This window comes from Ruegeria sp. SAZA006 (genome assembly GCF_059613465.1).
Window position 1 is genome coordinate 295,735 of the sequence record NZ_JBXWSO010000014.1, and the last position, 19,520, is coordinate 315,254.

The window sequence follows — 19,520 nt, forward strand, 5'->3', positions numbered from 1 at the left end:
TTTTTGTGGGATCATGCAGTCTGCGCCGCCAACCTGCGCTGTTCTTCCCGAGAGAAGAACAGCATGTAGAACACCGGCGCGGCAACCATGGTCAGGATCGTCGCGAAGGCCAGACCACCCATGATCGTCACTGCCATCGACACGAAGAACGCGTCGGTCAGCAGCGGCGCCATCCCCAGGATCGTGGTGATCGCCGCCAGCATGACCGGGCGCAGACGCGAGACCGAGGCTTCGATGATCGCTTCGCGCAGAGGCTTGCCCGTGGCGCGGACAAGGTCGATCTCTTCGACCAGAACAATACCGTTCTTGATCAGCATCCCTGACAGGCTGAGCAGCCCGAGAAGCGCGGTGAAGGTAAAGGGCAGGCCCGTGCCCAGCAGCCCGATCACCACACCGTTCACCGACATCGGCACCAGCAGCCAGATGATGACCGGTTGCCGGATCGCGTTGAACAGCAGCACCGAGATCAGAACCATGATCAACAGGCTCAGTGGCAACTGTTTGCCAAGGCTGGCTTGCGCTTTGCCGGAATCCTCGAACTCGCCGCCCCATTCCAGCTTGTAGCCCAGCGGCAGTTCCATATTCTCGATCGCATCGCGAACCTCGGAATGGACCTGGGCTGCGGTCAGGCCGGCCGGGATGTCTGCGCCCACCGTGACGGTCAGAACGCGATCGCGCCGATGCACCAAAGTATTGAGCGCTTTGTACTGGAACCCGTCCACCATCTGCTCGATCGGAACGAATTTCTGTGACTGGTCCGAGTACACCACTTGATCCACGATCGAGTATTCTCTGTCCGCCGGGCGACGCAGGATAATCGGGATCAGGCGGTCCCTCTCGCGGAACACGCCGCCGGTGATGCCGTCCGTCGAGAATTGCAGGGTGGCGGCGATGTCTTCGCGGGTGACACCGGCCGTCTGCGCACGCTCGGTGGCATAGATCGGCTGGACCGCCAATTCCATTTCACGCCAGTCGTGATGCACGTCCAGCGCATTTGGCGATGCCGCCGACATGCGCCGCACCGCCTCGTCGGCCAGTTGCCGCAGGACGACCGGATCGCTGCCCGAGAACCGCGCCTCGATCGGGGTACCGCCGCCGGGGCCGAAGACCAGACGCTTGGTCCGGAATTCGCCTTCGGGGAATTGAGTTTCACCAAAGGCCTCCAGATCGGCACGCAGGACGGGAATGTCCTCGAGTGTTTCCGTCCGAATGATCATGTGCCCATAGCTCGGGTTGGGCTTCTCGGCCGAATAGGTCAACATGAACCGCGTCGCGCCCTGCCCCACGAAGGTGGTGACCGAGACGACATCATCCCGCCGGGCCAGCCAGTCTTCAAAGACTTGCATATCGGCACTCGTCCGCGCGATCGGTGTCCCCTGCGGCAGCTTGTAGTGAACGAAGAACAGCGGCGTGTTGGAGTCCGGGAAAAACTGCTGTTTCACCATCGCGAAGCCGGCATAGCAGACCACGGTGACCCCGACCAAACCGGCCACCACCAGCCAACGGAACCGCAATGCCCAGCGCAGGATCGCCCCGTAAGTTCGGAACAGGATACCGCTATAGGCGTCGACATCCACATCCTTGCCCTGTTTGAAGAAATAATGCCCCAACAACGGTGTCGCCGTGATGGCCAGCACCCAGCTCAGCAGCAAAGAGATCGCGATCACCGCAAACAACGAGAACAGGAATTCGCCCGTCGCATCCGGGCTGAGCCCAATCCCGGCAAAGGCCATGATCCCGATGATCGTGGCCCCCAGAAGGGGGATCTGTGTCTTGGACGCGGCCTCGTCGGCAGCATCGCGCGAGTTTTTTCCCTTGAGCATGGAGATCTGCATCCCCTCGGCCACCACGATGGCATTGTCTACCAGCATGCCCATCGCAATGATCAGCGCGCCCAGCGAAATGCGCTCCATCTCGATGGAAAACAGCGCCATGAACAGCAGGGTCCCGACGACGGTCAACAATAGGGTCGAGCCCACAACGACTGCCGCGCGCCAACCCATGAATATTCCAAGCACCGCCACCACGATGGCAACCGACATGGCTAGGTTCACAAGAAAATCGTTCGAAGCCTGCTCGACCACGACGTGCTGCTGGTAGATCGGCAATACATCGACGCCCGCGGGAATTTCCACATTTAGCTCAGCCAGCTTGGCGTCTACGCGCTTTCCGACCTCCACGATGTTTTCCGTCGACAGGCCGGCAATACCCAGGGTGAAGGCTTCGACGCCGTTGAACCGGATCATGATGTCAGGATCGGTCTGGCGGGCCCGGTAGACATCAGCCATGTCAAAGAGGTTGATCACTTGCCCCTGAGAGCCAACCGACAGCCCTGCGATCTCGGACACGCTGTCCGATCCGTCGGCCGTCAGGATCGTGGTGCGATCGTCATCTGATCGGAGCGTCCCCGACGATTGGACCGAATTGGCGTTCGCGATCGCTTCGTTGATCGACTGCAACGGCACATTCTGGTTGACCGAAATGGCCAGGTCCGGCTCGATGAAAATGGCTTCGTCCGGCAAGCCCTGCACTTCAACGTCTGCAACACCCTCAACGGTCAGCAACTCGCGCCGCAAGAAGGTCGACAATTCGTGCTTTTCGGCGTCGCTGAACCCTTCCGCGGTGACCGCATAGAAAAGACCGAACACGTCACCGAACCCGTCATTCACATAGGGTTGGCTGACACCGGACGGCAATCCACGGGCCGCATCCCGGACCTTGGCGCGCAGTCGGGTCCAGATATCCGGCAATTCGCTGCCATCGTAGGTGGACTTGATCTCGACTTCGATCAGCGATTGACCGGGACGGTTGACCGAAGTGATGACATCGACCTCGCCCATCTGCTGGATAGCAGATTCCAAGGGTTCCGAGACCTCCTCGGCCACCTGTTCAGCCGTCGCACCGGGATAAGTGGTCAACACTACGGCGTTCTTGATGGTAAACGCCGGATCTTCGAGCCGCCCGAGCGACGAAAACCCCCAGATACCACCCAGCAGTGCAATCAGGATCACCAGCCACGTATAGATCGGCCTGTCGATCGAGGCGCGTGCGATATTCATCCTCGCCCCCTTCAGTTCGCAAAGCCGGCAAAGCGGCGCACGGTCTGCCCATCGGTCAGAACGGACCCTCCGGCCACTACGATTTCGTCGCCGTCCGACAAACCGGTCAAAACCCGGACGTCACCGGTCTGGGTAGGCTCGATGGTCACGGGAACACGCCGCACAGTACCGACATCTGCACCGACCGGCGAAAAGACCATAACGCCCAGATTGCCCTCGTCGTCGGCGACAATCGCGGTCGGGGGAACGATGATGCCAGTGCGTTTGTCATCGACCTGAACATTGACGGTTACCGACGAGCCGGGCAGCACCCGCAAGTCTTCCGGCGGCGTGAGGCCGAACTGAATCCGGAACGTCTGGCCGACGCTCGAAGTTTCGGCGTCGAATTCGCGGATTTCCAACGGGAAGACCTCGTCACTAGCGGGGAATTTCGCCGTGATCGAAATGCCATCTTCCTGGCTGGTTCTCTGAAACAGGATTTCGGGCACATCGACCTCAATCCTCAATTCGGACAGATCGTGGATCCGGACGATCGGCGTTCCGGCGGCCACGGTGGTGAAGTTCTCGACCTCACGCCGCGATACCAGCGCGTCGAACGGCGCGGTCAGTGTCGTGTGCTCGAGGTTGTACTCGGCGTCACGCACCGCAATCGCGGCCAGTTGGGCGGCGGTTTCAGCGTCATCGACAGCGACCTGACTTGCAGTCGTCCCCCGCAGGCGCGACAGGCGGGCTACGGTGCGGTCAGCCTGATCCTTCTGAAGACGCGCACGTTCCAGTGCCAGTTCGAACGGCTCTTGGTCCAGCTTTGCAATCAGGCTGCCCTTGGGCACCTGGAACCCTTCGTTGACGGGCAGTTCCACGATCTGCCCGGCGACCTGAAACGCCAGATCGACAGTCTGCCGCGCGGCCACGCGCCCGAAGAACTGGCGTGAAAATCCGGGAGCAGTCTCATGCACCACCATAAGTTTCACAGGCTTGGTGTCGTCTTGCGCCGCAAGCGGTGCGGCCAGTACGGCAAGGGCAAGGCCCAGCGAAGTCAGCAGCTTCATTTCGTCAATCCCTCGGGTATTCCCGTTTTCAGAATGTTGTCCCGGATCTTGCGGGCAAGCCGGGCAAATTGAGCGGTTTCCTCGTCATCCAACCCGGAGGCACGGTGAAACAGCTCTCCGGCGGTGGTAACCAGCATGTTGCGGGCCTCGGCACCTTTGTCGGTCAACACCAGCAACCACGCACGGCGATCATCGGGGTCCTGTTGGCGGGTCAGATAACCGGCCGCCTCAAGCGCATCGGCGGTGGCCGTAATGGTCGACGGCACGGTCAGCATGTCGGCCGCCAACACTCCCATCCGCTTGGGCTGATCCAACTTGATCAACATGTGGCATTCCTGATGGCTGAGATCGGTATCAATGCAGCCGAAACTCTCTTCCAGTTTCCAGTACAGCGCATAGACGCCCATCATCGCCTGGATCTCAGGGGTCAGTCGGGCCAGCCGTTCACTGATGTCTTTGGTCATGGATGCTCTCCGCACGAGTCGAGCGGTGATATACTTCGGATTATGAACTATTCAAGATGTGAAGTTGAATTTGCGCAAACCTATGCCGTTCCCTTGGGTCAACATCTCTTGATCTGGGGGCGCTGTGACTGCATTTTGGGCGAATCCGAAACATTCAGGACCCAACATGTACACGCCCGCAATCACCGGTACCGGGGTTTTCACGCCCGAAAACGTCATCACCAATGCCGAGCTGGTCAAAGCCTTCAACGCCTATGCCGACAAGATGAATGCTGCCAACGCCGATGCCATCGCCGCGGGCGAGATGGAGCCGATGCAGCATTCCTCGGAAGAGTTCATCGTCAAGGCATCCGGCATCGAGAACCGGTACGTCATGGACAAGACCGGCGTGCTGGACCCGGACGTGATGCACCCCCTGCTGCGCCAGCGCAGCGATGACGAGCCGGGCATAATGACCGAAATGGCACTGGACGCCTGCAACAAAGCGCTGGCCCAGGCCGGGCGGACGGCGGCGGATGTCGATCTGGTGATTTGTGCCGCATCGAACCATGAACGCGCCTATCCCGCCATTGCGGTCGAAATCCAGAACGCGTTGGGCATCACCGGTTTTGGGTTCGATATGAACGTGGCCTGTTCTTCGGCGACGTTCGGCATTCAGGCTGCGGCCGACATGATCCGGTCGGGGTCCGTACGGGCGGCGCTGGTGGTCAACCCCGAGATCTGCTCAGGACACCTGGAATGGCGCGACCGGGATTGCCACTTTATATTCGGTGACGTGGCCACCGCCACGCTGATCGAACGGATCGAGGATGCACAGGGCCCGCATTTCGAAATTCTGTCGACCCGCTGCGCGACCGAGTTTTCGAACAACATCCGCAACAACAATGGCTTTTTGCGGCGCACACGCCCAGATGGTTTGACCGACCGCCGCGACATGCAGTTCATGCAGAACGGGCGCAAGGTGTTCAAGGAAGTGCTGCCGATGGTCAGCAAACACATCAGCGACCACATGGATTCCGAAGGGATCGAAAGCGGCGATCTCAAGCGGCTGTGGCTGCACCAGGCCAACAAGACGATGAATGATTTCATCGGCAAGAAGGTCTTGGGCCGAGAGCCGGAGCCGGGCGAACAGCCCAACATCCTGCAGGACTATGCCAATACATCGTCAGCCGGGTCGATCATTGCCTTTTCCAAATATTCAGACGATCTTCAGGATGGCGATGTCGGCCTGATCTGCTCGTTCGGTGCGGGGTATTCGGTTGGGTCCGTCATCGTCAAACGCCACGCCTGACACGCCAGCGCCGCCGGTCCACGTCCGGCGCAACAAGCGATAACCTCGATTGTTTCGCCCGCGCAGGCGGGCGATTTTGGCGTTCCTGAACACTTCTTCAGAATTGATACAGCGCAGCTTAACCCGCGGCCTCCATCTGGAAGGCCATGCAATTCCGCATGTCAGGTGACGCTAGGTTTAGAAAGGTGCGCCATGTTCAAGAGTTCTAAGTCAGGAATGGCGGCCTGGGTTGTCGCCCCGTTTTTGGGGGTTGCTGCAGCCAGCGCGGCCATGGCCGAGCCCCAGGTCTGCAACGCCAACACAGCACGGATCGCGGCCAACGATGGTGACTATGCGAGCCTTTGCGGCTGTTCGCAGGTTACGCCCAGTTTCCTCTCGCATCTGCAACAACGGGCAGATTTCGGGTCGGTTCTTGCCAATACCTCGCAGCAATGTCCGGGGCTGGCCAATCTTCTGAGCGATTTGCCGACCGGATCGATTTCCAACGCCAACAGCTTTGACGGCCGCGAAAACGACCCCAGCGGGTTTCAACCCGCATCGAGCACCGGCCCAGCCGCCGGCGGCGGATCCGGGTCGGGCGGCGGAAACAGTGGCCCCGGCAATGGCGAGGGGAACGATGACCCCGGTGATGGCGGATCCGACGATCCGGGCAACGGCGGCGGCAAGCCTGGCGATGGCGGTGGCAAGCCCGGCAAGGGTGGAGACAAACCCGGCAAGGGCGGTGGCAAGCCCGGCCATGGTGACGGCAAGCCCGGCAAGGGTGGCGGTCACGGCGGCGGTAAAGGCAACAACGGTGACGGGAAAGGCGGCGGCAAGGGCAACAATGGCGGCGGCAAAGGCAACAACGGGGGCGGAAATGGGCCCGAAGGCTCAAGCCCTGGACGCGGGAACAACGCCAACAACGACGAAAACTGACAAAGGGTAAGAGCTTCTTCAGCTCAGCTTGAAGAAGGCGATGCGCACATCGCCTTTTTCACCGCCCCATGACGGCTTGCCGGGAAATTAGGTCAGCTGACGCTTTCCTCTTCGAGGTGCAATTTCATCTCGATCAGAACCTGTTGCAGCAACGAGGTTTCTTTCAGCAGACGCTTGGCTTCGTTGACGGTAATGATGCCATCCTCGATCGCGGCCTGGTATTCGGTCATCAGCATCGCGAAACGCTGGCTCAGTGCGATCACGTCCGAATTGACGCCCCCGGTGCGCGTACCGGTCGAATTGCGCTCATCATAGGACAAGGTGATGTTCTTCAGGTCCGCCAGGGCCGAGGTCACATGCGGGTAGCTGGCCGCGTTTTCCAGACGTGCAACCGCATCCACCGGCATGAACCGGTCACTGTGCTCGGGATTGTCGGAGTAATACCGGCCTAATGTGGCCTTGGATTTCCCTGTGATCTCGCATGCTGCCTCGATCCCCACGTCCTTGACCAAAGCTTCGGTGTGCTTTTTCAGATAGGCCCCGATATCTGCCATTTTTGTACCTTTGTTCGCTGCGCCCTCTTGCCCGGCTGTCCGCACCGGGGAAAGGGAGGGGAAATTTCCCATACTCGAGTCATAATTGAAATGTCATATGTTGGCTATCCCTCAGATATGCGGGGGTTTTGTGAGTGAGTGGCGGCAGTTAATGCCGGTAAAGAGTGTTTGTGGGGCAGTATTTCAGGCCCTGCGCTGTTTCGGCCATTTCGTGGCCGGCGGTGTCGCTGTTGTGGAAGCGGGGTTATCCATCCCCAAGAGCATCTGCTCGGCCTCTGCGACTGCAATGGCGGCGTCGATTCCTTTCAGGACATTGACGACTTGCTCGCGCAGCGTGAGCCGATTAGACCCAGCCCATGGCCAAGCTGTACTTTAACTACTCAACCATGAACGCAGGCAAGTCCACGGTGCTGCTTCAGGCGTCGCACAACTATCGCGAGCGCGGCATGGACACCTATCTGATGACCGCAGCCATTGACGGGCGCGCGGGCCAGGGACGTATAGCATCGCGGATCGGAATCTCGGAACAGGCCGATACGTTCAATCCCCGCGACGATGTGTTTGCGATGATTCAAGACCGTCTTGATCAGGGGAAAGTGGCCTGTGTTTTTGTGGACGAAGCGCAGTTTCTGACCGAAGAACAGGTCTGGCAATTGGCCCGCGCGGTGGATGACCTCAAAGTACCGGTTCTGGCCTACGGATTGCGGGTGGATTTTCAAGGCAAGCTGTTCCCCGGTTCAGCGGCTCTGCTGGCCCTGGCCGATGAAATGCGCGAGGTCCGCACCATCTGCAGATGCGGGCGGAAAGCCACGATGGTGATCCGTCAGGACGAAACCGGCAAAACCATCACTCAAGGTGCGCAGGTGCAGATCGGCGGAAACGAGACCTATGTTTCACTCTGCCGGAGACACTGGCGCGAGGCCGTGGGCAGTTAGACCAGATTTGGCAACGGTCGCCCGGCGACAAAAGCCGACACATTGTCCAACGCCATGTGCCCCATATCCGTGCGCACTTCCTCGGTCGCGGTGCCCAGATGCGGCAGCAGGGTGACATTCTCCATCTCGCGCAGGGCCTGCGGCACGGCCGGTTCAAACTCATAGACATCCAGCCCGGCACCGGCGATCTGGCCGGTTTTCAACGCATGGATCAGTGCGGCTTCGTCCACGACTTCTCCGCGAGCGATGTTGACCAGAATGGCCGACGGCCGCATCGCTGAAAGAACCGAAGCGTCTATGAGGTGGAAGGTGTCAACACCACCGGGGACGGCGACGACCAGAAAATCGACCACAGCAGCCAGGGTCGCCAAGTCGGGAACGAACTCGGCAGGGAAATCCAGATCCTTGGGCGTTCGGGATTGATAGCTGACCTGCATCCCGAACCCGAAATGACAGCGCCGGGCAATGGCTTGCCCGATCCGTCCCATTCCGATGATTCCGACCCGTTTCCCGGTGACGTGCTGTCCCAGCATCTGGGTCGGGTGCCAGCCCCGCCAATTGCCGGACCGGACCAGCCGTTCACCCTCGCCCGCGCGGCGGGCCGTTGCCAGCAGCAGGGTCATGGCAATGTCCGCTGTTGCATCCGTGACCGCCCCCGGTGTGTTGGTCACGCGAACACCAGCAGCCTGCGCTGCCGCCACATCAATGTGATTGAAACCCACCCCGAAATTGGCCAGCAATTTGCACCGCGGAACCGTGACCATTTCAAAGACATTGGCCGAAAAGACATCGCCCAAAGTCGGAACGACCACGTCGTAGTCCCGCAATGCGCGCGCCATCTCATCAATGCTGAGCGGTGCGTTGCTATCTCGGATATCGACGTCGAACTCATCCCGCGCGCGGGCAGTTACGGCGGCAGTCATCGGTCGGGTGATCAACAGCTTCATCAGTGCATCCGCCCGCCCACGGGAACTTTGCCATCAGGACCGATCAAAACAATCTCGCCCGATTCGTCCGGCAGACCCAGAACAAGAACCTCGGACATGAACCGCCCGATCTGACGCGGCGGGAAATTGACCACGGCCAGCACTTGTTTGCCGACAAGGGATTCGGGCGTGTAATGCGCGGTAACCTGTGCCGAGGTCTTGCGCTCGCCGATCTCGTCGCCGAAGTCGATCCACATCTTGATCGCGGGCTTGCGCGCCTCGGGATAGGGTTCGGCCCGGGTGACTTCACCTACGCGGATGTCGACTTTGAGGAAGTCGTCGAAGGATATTTCACTCACCGGACAACTCCTTGGATCGATCGGTTGCCGCCTTTACGGCTCGGTGCAACAGGTTTGGAAACCCTTCCTGTTCATGCATCAGGACTTCCAGCGCTGCCTGCGTCGTTCCGTTGGGTGACGTGACATTGATGCGCAATTGCGACGGATCTTCCTCGGACGCTATCGCCAAAGCCCCTGCCCCGGCAACCGTCGCCTTGGCCAGGCGCATGGCCAGATCATGCGGAAGGCCTTGCGCCTCACCCGCGGCAGCCAGCGTTTCAATCAGATGAAAAACATAGGCCGGGCCCGAGCCGCTGAGACCGGTGACCGCGTCCATCTGCGCCTCATCCTGCAGGCGCACGGTATCACCGATGGCCGAAAGCAGATCTTCGGCCAGTGTCATGTCAGAACCCGACGTGCTGGCGTTTCCAATCAGCGCGGTAATGCCTTGCCGGATCGCCGCGGGCGTGTTCGGCATGGCCCGAATGATCGGTGTGCCAGCCCCCAGAACGCGCTCGAACGTGGCGATGGAAGTTCCAGCGGCGACCGAGATGAACAGGGTTCCGCCGCCCCCCAACGCCTGAATTGCCGGCAATGCCTCGCCCATCATCTGAGGTTTGACGGCAACCAGAACGACGGCAGGTCTTTCAGGAAGTGGGGTGTTGATATTGACCCCTTGCGCCCTGAGCCAATCGGAAGGGTTGGGGTCGATCACCCATACGGATGCGGATGGCAGGCCATGTTCGAGCCAACCGGCCAACATGGCCGACCCCATCTTGCCGCATCCCAGAAGCACCAGCCCCTGATCCGCGACGCGTGACATGTCCATGATTGCCCCTCCCCAGCTTTTGCGGTTTGGGGCAAAGCTTTACGCGCGGCCGTAAGCCTCTGCAATGGCGACTTGCATCGCATCCTCGGGCGTACGGTTGCCCCAGGTTACCAACTGGATCGCAGGATAGTAACGCTCGGCGCTCAGGACAGCGGCGGTGATCATCGTGTCAATCTGTTCGGGGCTGGCCGATTGCCCGCCGCTGAGCACCAGACCGTAGCGGTAGACCATCAGCTTCTGATTGCCCCAGTAGGTGAAGGCGCCGGCCCAGCACTGGTCATTCATGCGGTTCAGCAATTCATAGAGATCGGAAACCCGGTCCTCGGGCGGCTCCATCTCGAACGAGCAGACCATCCGCAGGGTCTCGTCATAGTTGGACCAGGCCAACGTGATCGAGTAGGTGCGCCACTGTCCTTCGACCGCCATGGCGATCTGGTCGTCACCGATCCGGTCGAAATCCCAATCGTGGTGTTCAGCCAGATGTTCGACAATATCAATCGGATGAATGTCTTCTTCGAAATACTGCTCGGAAAGTGCCATGGTGCCACCTCACTTAATACCTAGCATTTCGGGGCTGGCAGCGCCCCAGCGCTAGTTGCCTGCTCTACAAGCCGGGCTTCCCCCATAGGCCTGTACTAAATATGGTGCGCTGTGGCTGGGACTCTGGCAACCCCCATTCTTGGGGATAACAGCAATAAGTTGTGGACAGCTGGCAACGGCCACCAAAATATTGGCGCACCCTGCAGCTTTGCCTTGATTTATTTTTGCAATGCGGCGAGACTCCCCACACTGCGACACCCAGCGCGGGTTGAGCGGTGTAGGGTCTTGCCAAAAATTCTGAAATGCCGATCTGCGGCTGGGCTTATTTGTCCAGCTTGGCTTCAAGCGCGGCGATCCGCGCTTCCAGTGCCGCGTTTTCTTCGCGCGCTTTCTGGGCCATCGCGCGGACGGCATCGAACTCTTCTCGCGTGACAAAGTCGCGATCCGCCAGCCAGCGGTCGACCAAGGATTTCATCGCCGTTTCAGCCTCTTCTCGCGCACCCTGCGCCACGCCCATTGCGTTGGTCATCAACTGGGACATATCGTCCAGAAACTTGTTGCGGGTTTGCATGTGTCTACTCCGGAATCGCGAATGCCTTCTATATGGGGGATAGAGAGCCCAGTCTCAAGGTTGACTTGGTCAGCCAACCCCGGGCAATGAGACGCACATGCAAGCTGTTTTGAATTTCCCCGATCTGTCGCCCGAGCTGTTCTCGATTTCCGCCTTCGGGATCGAGTTCGCGCTGCGGTGGTATGCGCTGGCCTATATCGCGGGCATCCTGATCGCGTGGCGCATGGCGGTGATGGCGGTGCGCCGTCCCGCTTTGTGGCCGGATCAATCCCCTCCTCTGAGACCGGACCAGTTGGAGGACCTGATCACCTGGATCATCCTGGGGGTCATCATCGGCGGGCGGTTGGGCTTTGTCCTGTTCTATCAGCCCGAATACTACCTGTTCCACCCGCTTGAGATCCTGAAGGTCTGGCAGGGTGGCATGTCCTTTCACGGCGGCCTTCTGGGTGTGGTGACCGCAGCGCTGGTCTTCGCGCGACGCCATTCGGCCCCCTTGCTTTCACTGGCCGACTTGATCGCCCATACGGTCCCCCCCGGCCTTTTACTTGGCCGTTTGGCCAATTTCGTCAATGCCGAGCTGTGGGGCCGACCCAGCGAACTGCCCTGGGCGGTGATCTTTCCCGGCGCAGCAGCTCAGGACTGCGCCAATGTCGCTGCTGGGCTTTGCGCCCGCCACCCGTCGCAGTTGTACGAGGCTGCGCTGGAAGGCGTGCTGTTGGGCCTGCTATTGTTGTGGCTGGTCTATCGGCGCGGCGCATTTCATTGGCCCGGTCGCATCATGGGCGTATTTCTGGCGGGCTATGGCGCTTCGCGCTTCATCGTCGAGTTCTTTCGTCAACCCGATGCGCAATTCGTCTCGGTCGGAAACCCGCTGGGACTTGCGTGGCATGTGGGCGGCTACGGCCTGACGATGGGCCAGATCCTATCTGTACCGATGATCGCAGTCGGCTTGTGGTTTGCCCTACGGGCACGGCGGGCGGCATGAGCCTGCTTGGCCATCTGACCGACCGCATCCGGCAGGACGGGCCGATGAGCGTGGCGGACTATATGGCCGAATGCCTTCTGCATCCAACGCACGGCTACTACACCACCCGCGACCCATTAGGCACACATGGAGACTTTGTCACCGCTCCGGAAATCAGCCAGATGTTCGGCGAAGTGATTGGTCTTTGCCTTGCGCAGGGCTGGATTGATCAAGGCAGACCCGGCCGGTTTGCGCTGGTCGAGCTGGGCCCGGGGCGCGGAACACTCATGGCCGACATTCTACGGGCGACCCGGGGCGTGCCCGGGTTCCACGACGCCGCGCAGGTGGTATTGCTCGAAGCCTCGCCCGTTCTGCGCGGACTTCAAGCCGAGGCCCTGGATGCGCACGCACCGAAATGGATCGTTTCGGTGGGCGATCTCCCAGAGCTTCCGCTGTTTCTTGTGGCCAACGAATTCTTCGACGCCCTGCCCATCCGCCAGTTTCTGCGCGACGGCGACGGCTGGTGCGAACGTCTTGTGGGTCTGCAGGGCGATCAGCTGGCATTCGGCCTTGGCCCGAGGGCGACGCAGGCGGCCTTGGCGACGCGCCTCGAGGATACACGGGACGGTGATCTGGTCGAGCTGTGCGCGGCGGCCGTTCCCATCGTGACCGAAACGGCCCGCATCATCCGCAGCCACGGTGGTATGGCTCTCGTTATCGACTATGGCGACTGGCGTTCGCTGGGCGATACGTTGCAGGCCGTCAAGGGGCACGAATATGTCGATCCGCTCGCCACACCGGGTCAGGCCGACCTGACTGCACATGTGGATTTCGAAACGCTGGCATTGGCGTCGCGCGCGACGGGCTGCGCCCATACGCGGCTAACGCCTCAGGGTGTGTTTCTTGAGCGTCTAGGCATCACACAACGCGCACAATCTCTGGCCAGTGCATTGACCGGATCAAAACTGGAAACGCTGGTTCGTGCACATCGGCGGTTGACGCATCCCGAGGAAATGGGAAACCTGTTCAAGGTGCTGGGCCTCTACCCGAAAACTGCGATGCCACCATCGGGACTTGGGACATGACTCTGGAAATTCTGACCTCGGATTTGCTGTCACCGATTCGACACGGGTTCTTCAGTCGCAAGGGCGGCGCCTCTTCCGGTATCTTCAGCGGACTGAATTGCGGCACCGGCTCGTCCGACCTAAGCGAGGCGGTCGCGCTGAACCGGAGCAGAGTGGCCGAGGCCATGGGCGTTGAACTGGATGCATTGGTCGGCGTGCATCAGGTTCATTCCCCGCACGTGATCACCGTCGACAAGCCGGTCACAGGCGAGAAGCCAAGGGCCGATGCAATTGTCACCGCAACGCCGGGCCTCGCGCTGACGATCCTGACGGCCGACTGCCAGCCGGTGCTGTTTGCGGATCCTCAAGCGAAAGTGATCGGGGCGGCACATGCGGGATGGCGCGGTGCTTTGGACGGTGTCCTAGAGGCGACGCTGGACGCCATGGAGGCGCTGGGCGCGCACCGAAAAGACATCACCGCCGTCATCGGCCCGACGATCTCGCAGCGCGCCTACGAGGTTGGCCCCGAGTTTCTGGATGACTTCCTTTTGGACAGCCAAGACAACGCGCGTTTCTTTGCAAATGGGCAAGGTGACCGGATGCATTTCGACCTGCCGGCCTTTGGCCTTCACAAGCTGCGTCAGGCCGGCGTCGGACAGGCAGAATGGACGCGGCATTGCACCTATTCCGATCCCGACAAGTTCTATTCTTACCGGCGCGCGACCCATGCCGGCGAGGCGGATTACGGCCGCCTGATTTCCGCCATACGATTGTAAAGATCGGCCGAATTGAGGCGAAAGCGCCACTTTTCCGCCACATTTATTGTGTCTATCTGTCATCAGAATCGTTGTTAATTTTTGCCAGTGCTCAGATGGTTTTTCGTTCTCCGAACGTCTGATTTCTGGCATCCAAACTCAGGGGGTGCCGCAAGACTTCATCTTTGTCCTCAATTGATCCCGGAACAGCCACATCGCTGCCGCAAAGACGCGTCACATTGGCTTTACAAAGGGACAAGGGCTTAGCCCCGAACATCGAGCAGGACATGAATATGAAGTTGAAATCTCGCTTTCTTCGCGCCGTTGTCGCGGCCGCCAGGGACCAACAACCGGAAATGCCCTGGAAGCGGGTTTCCAGTCACTCTGCAAGGGTCGTGCGCCGGTTGGCCGCGCGACGCTGATACGAAACCCCTCTGGGGCCAGCTGCCGGTCTCAACAGGGCAAGACGCGCACCGGAAGCTGCTCTGGGCCGGTGCGTGAACCGAGGCTGGTATTCGCAGCCGACGTTTTCCAGGGCGTTTGTGTGCGGACAATTACGTTCGCAATGTACGAGTTTGTCTGGGGGGTCATTGTGTTGACCAAACGAATGCGAAATCCATTCGCCATGCGCGGCCATGTCGGCACCCGCATGGAGGTGGCGCACTTTTTTCAAGACAAAGAATCAAGCTGTAAGGCGGGCCTGCACGGGGATGTTTCCCGCCTGTTCGGCGTATTGGAAGGAACGGAATAATATGACTATTCCAAATTCACTGGCGCGTGCCGCGCAGAATGCCGTCGACACTTCGGCACTGCTGCGCGAAGCACCGCGTCCAGGCACCAAACAGAAGGCGCAACTGCGTCGATACGAGGTGAGTGCGCTGCTGAAAAACGGGGAAGTTTCGCAGACACGCCACATCGCACCGGCTCTGCCCGTTTTTGAAGACGCGTTCTGCGCCTTTACACGTGGGTCTCTGGTCGAGACGGAACACGGCCCGGTCGCCATCGAGGACCTGATGCCGGGCGACACGGTCCTGACCCAGACCGGCGCATCCGAAAAGGTGCTGTGGAAAGGCTCGGTCACTCTGGTACCTGGCCGCGAAGACTCGCGCGGGCGGACACGCCCTTTGACCCGCATCATGGCAGACACGTTCGGCATGCAAAAACCATTGTCCGGTGTCATTGCCGGCCCCGCAGCCCGCTTGCTGGCGACGCCGGCGCATCTGAGGCATCTTGGAGGTGGCCAGCCGATGCTGACACCCGTCGCCGAATTTCAGGACGGCATGTCCGTGATCGAAACGCAGCCGCCCACTCCGGTCGAGCTGTTCCATATCTGCCTGGAGCGCCACGCGGTCATCAATGTCGATGGGCTGCAGTTCGAAACCTATCATCCCGGCGTGAACGCGGTCCGGATGATGAGCCACTCGCTGCGCTCGATCTACCTGAACCTGTTCGCGCACATCCATTCCTTGCACGATTTCGGTCCGCTGCTTATGGCACGCGCCGGGGAGGGCGAGATCGACGCCATCACGGCGTGACAGCTTTAACCATCACCACTGCATTTTGGGGGGCAACATGCAGATTTTACTGAGTTGGGCCATTTCTCTGGCCATCGTGGCGGTGCTGCCGCCATGCGCATCGCAAACCAGACGCGTCGGCTTTACGCCGTCCGGTTCATCCGTTCTTCCAATACGTCGAACGGCACGCCGGGTTCGTCTTTTGCACCGCGGATGACAAGCGAAGTCTTGACGCTGGCCACGTTCGGCGTGGTCAGCAACTCACCCGTCAGGAACTGTTGAAAACTGCTGAGGTCGGGGGCGACGCATTTCAGGATGAAGTCGACCTCGCCGTTCAGCATGTGGCATTCCCGGACCAGCGGCCAGTCTCGGCAGCGGTCTTCGAACGCCCGCAGCTCCGCCTCGGCTTGGCTTTCAAGGCCAACCATCGCAAAGACCTGAACTTCGAACCCCAGTTCCCGGGCGTTGACCTCGGCGTGGTATCCTCGGATAAAGCCGGCCTCCTCCAGCGTGCGTACGCGCCGCAGGCAGGGTGGGGCCGAGATTCCGACACGTTTGGCGAGCTCGACATTGGTCATTCGCCCGTCTGCCTGCAGTTCTGCAAGGATCTTTCGGTCGATCTCGTCCAGCCGTGTCGTGACCATGCGGTGCTCCTGAAATTTTCGGTTCTTATATCAGCGCAGGTGCCATGCGCAATATTCTTTCGCAACAGCGCAATAATCTTTGTCTGTCGATCAGGCAAGCCGGCACCTTAGTACAACATGACGGACGCGTGAGACGAAGGGGCTTTAAGCTGACCGATGCTGTCGCTATATCGAAGCCCGGCGCCCACGACGGCGCTCAGGCAATAATCGAGTGGGGGTTCCATGGCGGAGACACGACACACCAAGGTTCTGATCATCGGATCGGGGCCTGCCGGATACACTGCGGGCGTCTATGCCAGCCGCGCGATGCTGAACCCGATTCTGGTGCAAGGCATCGAACCGGGCGGCCAGCTGACCACCACCACCGAGGTCGAGAACTGGCCGGGTGACACCGAGGTTCAAGGCCCCGACCTGATGGTGCGCATGCAGGATCACGCCAAGGCCATGGGCTGCGAGGTGATCGGTGACATCATCAACGACCTGGACCTGTCCAAACGGCCTTTCACCGCAAAGGGCGACAGCGGCACCGTCTACACTGCGGACGCGGTCATCCTGGCAACCGGCGCACGCGCCAAATGGCTGGGGCTGCCATCGGAGGAGAAATTCAAGGGCTTTGGCGTGTCGGCCTGCGCCACTTGTGACGGGTTCTTCTATCGCGGGCAGGAGATCGTGGTGATCGGCGGCGGCAACACCGCTGTGGAAGAGGCGCTGTTCTTAACCAATTTCGCCAGCAAGGTCACCCTGATCCACCGCCGGGACGAGCTGCGGGCCGAGAAGATCCTGCAGGACCGCCTGTTCAAGAACGACAAGATCGAGCCGCTGTGGTTCCACCAGCTGGAGGAAGTGATTGGCACCGATAACCCGCTGGGCGTCGAAGGCGTGCGGGTGAAGAACGTCAAGACGGGCGAAATCACCGAGATCCCTTGCAAAGGCGTGTTCGTTGCCATCGGCCACGCGCCAGCCAATGAACTGGTCAAAGACGTGCTGGAAACCCATATGGGCGGCTATGTCAAAACCAACCCCGGCACTACGCAGACCTCGATCCCCGGCGTGTTCGCCGCCGGTGACCTGACCGACCATGTGTACCGGCAGGCCGTGACCTCGGCCGGAATGGGCTGCATGGCGGCGCTGGATGCCGAACGGTTCCTTGCCGAACAGGAATGACCGCGACGCGCAGCGTTTCGGCGCTGCGCACCGCCCTCCTCTGGCACCTTGACCCGCACCGCGCGGCAACGCAGACTTGCCCCGAGCGCGGCAGATTTCAGGTGATCTTTTGAACACCCCCCTTTGGCAGGGCAGTTGGGCGACCCGTCTCAGGATCATCAGTGGTCTTGTGCTATTTGCCTTTGCTTTCTTCCATTTCATCAATATCGGGTTGGGGCTGTTTCACACCGACTACCTGCATGACATGCAGGACTCTCGGAAAACGGTCACGCGCCATTCGATTGGCAGCGCGGTCCTGTATCTTGCCCTGATCGTGCATGCAGGTCTGGCATTGGTGTCGATCGCCCAGCGCCGAACCCTGCGAATGCCCTTTCATACGGGCCTGCAGATCGTTCTTGGCCTTCTCATTCCCCTGCAACTGATTTCGCACATCGTCCAGACACGCTATGCGCATCAGGTTTTCGACGTGAATGACGAGATGGGCTACATCATCATTCTGATGTGGCCAAATTCGGCCATCTGGATGCAAAGCCTGCTGATGCTGATCGTCTGGATACACGGGTGCATCGGACTGCATATCTGGCTGCGACTGACCTCGTGGTGGCGCCAAACCGTACCCTATCTGATCGGAGTTGCCGTCTTCATCCCAAGCTTTGCCCTGGCCGGCTTGCTGACCGAAGGGCGGCGGATCTGGATGGATTTTTCGGACCCAGATCTACGCGAACAGTATATCGAACACTACAACTGGCCCGGCCCCGAAGAGTTCATGGTTTTGTTCAGCGTCAAGGACAATGCCTTGATGGCCTTCTGGATCGCGCTTGGCGCCGCTCTTGCGTTTCATTTCGGGGGCAAGCTTTGGCGCAGACGACACTCGGTGCGCGTCAGATATGTCGATGGGCCGGAGGTGACCTCAGAGAAAGGCATGACCCTGCTTGAGATGTCACAAGCCAACGGTATTCCGCATACCGCGCTGTGCGGCGGCCGGGGGCGCTGCACCACCTGCCGCGTCATCGTCGAGGATGGTGCCGAGTCACTGCCACCGCCCAGCGAGGTCGAAGCCCGCAGCCTGAAAGCCGTGGGGGCCACACAGCGCACGCGCCTTGCCTGCCAGGTCCGCCCCTCCAGCCCCTTGACGGTTTTCCGTGTTTTCCGGCCGGATGGCGGACGCCAGCGGGCGCATGCCAGTCAGGGGCAAGAGCGTAAACTGGCCGTGCTTTTTCTGGACATGCGCGGGTTCACCGCGCGCACAACTGGGCAACTGCCCTATGACATCGTGTTCCTGTTGAACCGGTTCTTTGACGCCATTGTTCCAGCCATTACCGCAGACGGCGGGGTCGTCGACAAATACATGGGCGATGGCCTTTTGGCCGTGTTCGAAACACCCGACACGTCCAGCTCGGCCCGTTCTGCCCTGAAAGCTGCGATCGACATCAGCCATGCGCTTGCGCAGTTCAACCAACAACTGTCTCAGGAAAACAGCCCCGAGATCCGCATCGGCATGGGCCTGCACCTGGGCGACCTTGTGTTGGGAGAGATCGGCGCTGCCGGCCACGCCGCCCGGACTATCATCGGAGACGCCGTGAACGTCGCCAGCCGGCTGGAAGGAGAAACCAAGGCGCTCGGGGCCGAGCTGTTGGTCTCGGAAGCCGTGCTGCGCGCGGCCGGGTTTGAGACCGATGGGCTTGACCTGCGTCTGTTCCAACTGCGGGGCGTAACCGAGCCCGTCCCTGCCCTGCCCGTCGAGCGCGCTCTGGATCTGGACCAACTTCTGGCCTCTCCAGAACAGATCGCCTCCGGTTGACGATATTGTCCCCATCCGGTGGGATTTTCGTCGCTTTTTTGGTTCAGGCCCGGAAAAACCTTCCATTCCGGGGAAAAACCGCGCATATCCTCCTTTGTTTCATGAATGTATATGGACTTCGACTGACGACCGGGGCACATGGC

20 protein-coding genes are annotated in these 19,520 nt (G+C 60.3%); 10 read left to right on the forward strand and 10 right to left on the reverse strand.

Annotated elements, in window-relative coordinates; genetic code table 11:
- Positions 1-11 precede the first annotated feature (11 nt).
- From AC2FNZ_RS13575 to AC2FNZ_RS13585, 3 genes are read right to left on the reverse strand one after another with little or no spacing between them, the layout of a single operon-like run.
- Complete coding sequence (locus AC2FNZ_RS13575; protein ID WP_496840964.1) at positions 12-3,059, reverse strand: efflux RND transporter permease subunit; 3,048 nt, start codon at positions 3,057-3,059, stop codon at positions 12-14.
- 11 nt (positions 3,060-3,070) lie between these two features.
- Positions 3,071-4,108, reverse strand: a complete 1,038-nt coding sequence (locus AC2FNZ_RS13580) for an efflux RND transporter periplasmic adaptor subunit (RefSeq protein WP_093964682.1) — start codon at positions 4,106-4,108, stop codon at positions 3,071-3,073.
- Positions 4,105-4,572: a MarR family winged helix-turn-helix transcriptional regulator gene (locus AC2FNZ_RS13585; RefSeq protein ID WP_093964681.1), complete on the reverse strand. Its 468-nt coding sequence runs from the start codon at positions 4,570-4,572 to the stop codon at positions 4,105-4,107. The genes AC2FNZ_RS13580 and AC2FNZ_RS13585 overlap by 4 nt, the downstream gene beginning before the upstream one ends.
- Before the next feature lie 166 nt (positions 4,573-4,738).
- Here AC2FNZ_RS13585 and AC2FNZ_RS13590 point away from each other — a divergent pair, with 166 nt between their 5' ends.
- Both AC2FNZ_RS13590 and AC2FNZ_RS13595 read left to right on the forward strand, forming a co-directional pair.
- On the forward strand, positions 4,739-5,863 hold the full coding sequence (locus AC2FNZ_RS13590; protein ID WP_496840965.1) for a beta-ketoacyl-ACP synthase III: 1,125 nt from the start codon (positions 4,739-4,741) through the stop codon (positions 5,861-5,863).
- A gap of 192 nt (positions 5,864-6,055) precedes the next feature.
- Positions 6,056-6,778 carry a hypothetical protein gene (locus AC2FNZ_RS13595; protein ID WP_496840966.1) on the forward strand — a complete coding sequence of 241 codons (723 nt, stop codon included), beginning with the start codon at positions 6,056-6,058 and terminating at the stop codon, positions 6,776-6,778.
- 92 nt (positions 6,779-6,870) lie between these two features.
- Here the strand turns inward: AC2FNZ_RS13595 and AC2FNZ_RS13600 are convergent, their stop codons facing one another.
- Positions 6,871-7,332, reverse strand: coding sequence for a hypothetical protein (locus AC2FNZ_RS13600; RefSeq protein ID WP_093965032.1), 462 nt, complete (start codon positions 7,330-7,332; stop codon positions 6,871-6,873).
- A gap of 356 nt (positions 7,333-7,688) precedes the next feature.
- Here AC2FNZ_RS13600 and AC2FNZ_RS13605 point away from each other — a divergent pair, with 356 nt between their 5' ends.
- Complete coding sequence (locus tag AC2FNZ_RS13605; RefSeq protein ID WP_496833999.1) at positions 7,689-8,267, forward strand: thymidine kinase; 579 nt, start codon at positions 7,689-7,691, stop codon at positions 8,265-8,267.
- Here the strand turns inward: AC2FNZ_RS13605 and AC2FNZ_RS13610 are convergent.
- The 5 genes from AC2FNZ_RS13610 to AC2FNZ_RS13630 form a co-directional block, all read right to left on the reverse strand.
- Positions 8,264-9,214 (reverse strand): 2-hydroxyacid dehydrogenase, encoded by a 951-nt coding sequence (locus AC2FNZ_RS13610; RefSeq protein ID WP_496840967.1) that lies wholly within the window; start codon positions 9,212-9,214, stop codon positions 8,264-8,266. The genes AC2FNZ_RS13605 and AC2FNZ_RS13610 overlap by 4 nt on opposite strands.
- Complete coding sequence (locus tag AC2FNZ_RS13615; protein ID WP_170434437.1) at positions 9,214-9,552, reverse strand: tRNA-binding protein; 339 nt, start codon at positions 9,550-9,552, stop codon at positions 9,214-9,216. Before AC2FNZ_RS13615 ends, AC2FNZ_RS13610 begins: the two co-directional genes overlap by 1 nt.
- On the reverse strand, positions 9,545-10,360 hold the full coding sequence (proC, locus tag AC2FNZ_RS13620) for a pyrroline-5-carboxylate reductase (protein WP_496840968.1): 816 nt from the start codon (positions 10,358-10,360) through the stop codon (positions 9,545-9,547). The genes AC2FNZ_RS13615 and proC overlap by 8 nt, the downstream gene beginning before the upstream one ends.
- A 39-nt stretch (positions 10,361-10,399) precedes the next feature.
- A complete protein-coding gene (locus AC2FNZ_RS13625) occupies positions 10,400-10,900 on the reverse strand; it encodes a type III secretion system chaperone family protein (RefSeq protein WP_093964674.1) in 501 nt (166 codons plus the stop codon).
- A gap of 322 nt (positions 10,901-11,222) precedes the next feature.
- Positions 11,223-11,471 carry an accessory factor UbiK family protein gene (locus AC2FNZ_RS13630; RefSeq protein ID WP_093964673.1) on the reverse strand — a complete coding sequence of 83 codons (249 nt, stop codon included), beginning with the start codon at positions 11,469-11,471 and terminating at the stop codon, positions 11,223-11,225.
- A gap of 97 nt (positions 11,472-11,568) precedes the next feature.
- Here AC2FNZ_RS13630 and lgt point away from each other — a divergent pair, with 97 nt between their 5' ends.
- From lgt to AC2FNZ_RS13655, 5 genes are all read left to right on the forward strand, one after another.
- Positions 11,569-12,456, forward strand: coding sequence for a prolipoprotein diacylglyceryl transferase (gene lgt, locus AC2FNZ_RS13635; protein ID WP_496840969.1), 888 nt, complete (start codon positions 11,569-11,571; stop codon positions 12,454-12,456).
- Entirely contained in the window at positions 12,453-13,520 is a 1,068-nt protein-coding gene (locus tag AC2FNZ_RS13640) for a class I SAM-dependent methyltransferase (RefSeq protein WP_496840970.1), read from the forward strand. Before lgt ends, AC2FNZ_RS13640 begins: the two co-directional genes overlap by 4 nt.
- Complete coding sequence (gene pgeF, locus AC2FNZ_RS13645; RefSeq protein WP_496840971.1) at positions 13,517-14,275, forward strand: peptidoglycan editing factor PgeF; 759 nt, start codon at positions 13,517-13,519, stop codon at positions 14,273-14,275. Before AC2FNZ_RS13640 ends, pgeF begins: the two co-directional genes overlap by 4 nt.
- A gap of 544 nt (positions 14,276-14,819) precedes the next feature.
- The gene (locus tag AC2FNZ_RS13650) at positions 14,820-15,005 is read left to right on the forward strand and encodes a hypothetical protein (protein ID WP_496840972.1); all 186 of its coding nucleotides are present in this window, start codon (positions 14,820-14,822) and stop codon (positions 15,003-15,005) included.
- 1 nt (position 15,006) lies between these two features.
- Positions 15,007-15,789 (forward strand): Hint domain-containing protein, encoded by a 783-nt coding sequence (locus tag AC2FNZ_RS13655; RefSeq protein WP_170369643.1) that lies wholly within the window; start codon positions 15,007-15,009, stop codon positions 15,787-15,789.
- A gap of 122 nt (positions 15,790-15,911) precedes the next feature.
- Here AC2FNZ_RS13655 and AC2FNZ_RS13660 read toward each other — a convergent pair whose 3' ends face one another.
- Positions 15,912-16,412, reverse strand: a complete 501-nt coding sequence (locus AC2FNZ_RS13660; protein ID WP_093964666.1) for an Lrp/AsnC family transcriptional regulator — start codon at positions 16,410-16,412, stop codon at positions 15,912-15,914.
- A 222-nt stretch (positions 16,413-16,634) separates the two neighbouring features.
- Between AC2FNZ_RS13660 and trxB the strand changes: the two genes are divergently transcribed.
- Together trxB and AC2FNZ_RS13670 are read left to right on the forward strand one after the other, a co-directional pair.
- Positions 16,635-17,576: a thioredoxin-disulfide reductase gene (trxB, locus tag AC2FNZ_RS13665; protein ID WP_170598760.1), complete on the forward strand. Its 942-nt coding sequence runs from the start codon at positions 16,635-16,637 to the stop codon at positions 17,574-17,576.
- A gap of 109 nt (positions 17,577-17,685) precedes the next feature.
- Complete coding sequence (locus tag AC2FNZ_RS13670; RefSeq protein WP_496840973.1) at positions 17,686-19,377, forward strand: adenylate/guanylate cyclase domain-containing protein; 1,692 nt, start codon at positions 17,686-17,688, stop codon at positions 19,375-19,377.
- Positions 19,378-19,520 lie beyond the last annotated feature (143 nt).